Annotated in this window: 1 protein-coding gene; it reads right to left on the reverse strand. The window is 39.7% G+C overall.

The window, feature by feature from the left end; genetic code table 11:
- Window positions 1-393, reverse strand: a 393-nt coding sequence (locus tag V7783_RS21100; protein ID WP_335680395.1) for a packaged DNA stabilization protein, incomplete at its 3' end; no start/stop codon positions are given.
- Between the last annotated feature and the right edge of the window lie 201 nt (window positions 394-594).

Below are 594 nucleotides of genomic sequence, written 5' to 3' on the forward strand. Positions count from 1 at the left end.
TTTTGGATAAGTTTTGCTGGTTTTATCTGAAAAGGCGACATTATGCTGACCAAATAAATCAGCAAAAATATCTTTAAAGGTGAAATCCATAGGCACTTGCTCATTGCCTGGAACCGTACCTAATACCGTCTTGGAACCACCAGCGCCAATAGACACCAAATCATTTCCAGATACACGGTAATGACCTTCAAAAGACGGAGTGCTTACCCATAATCCACCACGATCTATTCCGCTAGCCTCACCAAAAGAGGCTAGACCGGGCATTTGATACATATAGCCAGCCGAACCCAAAGTATTCCTAAGTACTCCGTACATATTTACAGGTATAGAGTCACGATAATCAACACCTGAAGCATCGAGAGAGTCACCTTTAATTAGATTTACAGCAGGCATAAAAAAACCTTGTGATAAAATGTTTTATTTATTCTATCACAAGGCTTATCTAGTTACACTTTGGGTAATTAATCACAACAAACTACTCTGTTGGTATGTCCTTAAAGTCTTCCGCGGTACCGTTAACTAAAAGTCCGCCTGTTAGGAATCCCTTACTGTCGATAACGTCAGGGAATGTGCAAAAAACAAAGTACATAATTC

Source organism: Pseudoalteromonas sp. (assembly GCF_036960685.1).
Taxonomy (GTDB): domain Bacteria; phylum Pseudomonadota; class Gammaproteobacteria; order Enterobacterales; family Alteromonadaceae; genus Pseudoalteromonas.